The 2029-nt window shown below is 69.5% G+C and carries 2 protein-coding genes; both read left to right on the top strand.

Annotated elements, in window-relative coordinates; genetic code table 11:
- Positions 1-692 (top strand): hypothetical protein (locus tag Q0X89_RS17740; RefSeq protein WP_297696687.1); only part of this gene is annotated, 692 nt, incomplete at its 5' end.
- A partial coding sequence (locus tag Q0X89_RS17735) for a DDE-type integrase/transposase/recombinase (protein ID WP_297696685.1) occupies positions 638-2029 on the top strand: 1392 nt, incomplete at its 3' end. The genes Q0X89_RS17740 and Q0X89_RS17735, both read left to right, overlap by 55 nt.

Raw genomic sequence — 2029 nt, 5'->3', positions numbered from 1 at the left:
TGCTGGAGCGGGACGAATTCGGGGAGCTGCAAACCGTCAAGCTCCAGGCCGATATCGCGCTTGCGCGCTGCCCGCGGTGCGGCACCCGACCCCGCGTACTGCCTTATGACGTGCTGCCCTACAAGCAGTACTCGCTGGCGGTGATCACCGAGCTGGTGATCACCTACCTCACGTGGGGCTGGGGCTTGCGCGGCGTGGTTTGGGATCTGCTTGGCGAGCGGACCCCCTCGCACACGACGCTCCACGGTTGGACCGAGGGGCTCGGTGCCCATGTGCTCGGTCTGCCGGGCGGTGAGGCCGGTGGTTTGCCGTTCAGCCGCTTCGTGGTCGAGGCCCGGGCCCGGGTGGCAGCGGTCGCGCAGATGGTGCAGGCGCCATTCTGGGTGGACGAACGCCGCTACCGCTCGCAGGCGCGCCGCGAGCGCTTGGCGGGTGTGGCGATGCTCATCGCGGTGGCGGGGACGGTGGTGGGCGAGCTGGACTCAAGCTCGCTGGCCCAGTGCCGGCGTCTCGCCCTGGTGTGGTCGAATTCGTGCGTGCTGGTGTTTCCCAGCCGATTCTCGTGCACGGCGATTGAACGCCGTCGCCGCCCGGATGGGCCAGGATCTCGGCATCCACCGCAAGCGAGCCGAGACCGATGCCCGACCCGTACGAGATCGCCGCCTGGCGCTTCGAGCAGATCGCGCCCCTGATCGATGCCAGCCTCGATGAGACGCAGCGACGCGTGGCGTTACGCGAGCGCATGCGCAAGCCGGTGCAATGGCCGCACAGTGGGCGCCGCAAGCCGATCCCGAAAAGCTCCCTGTATCGTTGGCTCAAGGCGTACCGTGAGCACGGTTATCCGGGCCTGCTGCCCAAGGCGCGCGCGGACCGCGGTGCGTCCCGGCGGGCAGGCACCGCGGCCTGGATCGGGTATGCCATCGGCTTGCTCTACGAGCAGCCCAATCGCTCGCTGACCCAGCTCGAGGCCTACCTGCAGCTCGAGTTCGAGGACTACCGGCTCAGCCGCTCGAGCCTGGCTCGCCACCTGCGCGCCCATCCCGCCTTCAACGGCATCGAGAAGCTGCGCACGGGTCACAAGAGCAAGCTGCGCACGCTCTACGAGGCGCAGCACCCGCACGAGGGCTGGCAGCTCGACGGCAAGGGCCCCTTCGCGGTGCGCCTGAAGGACGCCGGACGCGTCAACGTGCATGTGCTCTCGGTCCTCGACGACTATAGCCGCAACGCGCTCGCCGCCCGGGTGGCCAGCTCCGAGAGCGAGGAAGCGGCGATTACGGTGTTTGAGACGGCCGTCGGTCGGTGGGGGCTCGCCGACCGTTTTCAGTTCGACGGCGGCTCGGCCTTCGACGCCAAGGGGTTCCGCCAGGGACTGGCGCAGCTAGGCGTGCATCGCAATGCGCTGAAGGTACGCACCCCCGAGTGGCAGGGCAAGATCGAGGCCTACCACCGCTGTCTCGTGCGCTGGTTCGTCAACGAGCTCCCCTGCCAGGAGGTCGTTGACCGCGAGCACCTCCAGCAGCTGCTCGAGGCGATGATCGCGCTGCTCTATAACCGCCATCGCCACCGCGAGCTCGCCACCACTCCCGAGAAGCGCCTGGCCGCTCGACTCTCCCCGCGCCAGGTCAGCCTCGCTGTCCTGCGCCGCGCCTTCTTCCTCGAGACCACGGCCAAGGCCCATCCCAAGACCGGTGAGGTGCGCCTGCCCAGCGGGCGGTTCCGCGTACCCGCGCCGTTCGCCGGACAACGCAACCGCTTCGCGTACCACCCGCTACACCCCGCCCTGGCCGTGCTCATCACCCGCGACGGGCGCGAGATCGAGCTCCCCCCCTTCACCAAGCTGCCCTTGAGTGCGGTCGCGCCGCAAACGCCCAAGTGCGGCACCGGCCAGCTCCAGAAGCTGCTCGATCTCTGGCACGGCAACGAGCGGCCCAATGCCCAGCCGGGCTTCGGGCTGCCCGAGGTCTTCGCCGAGCTCGCCGCCCTGCTCGGGCGCCTGGTGCCCGCGTCCGAGCGCGAGGCGCGCTCCGTG

The organism is uncultured Eudoraea sp. (assembly GCF_947258525.1).
GTDB lineage: Bacteria > Bacteroidota > Bacteroidia > Flavobacteriales > Flavobacteriaceae > Eudoraea.
This window is presented reverse-complemented; position numbering and strand designations above follow the sequence as displayed.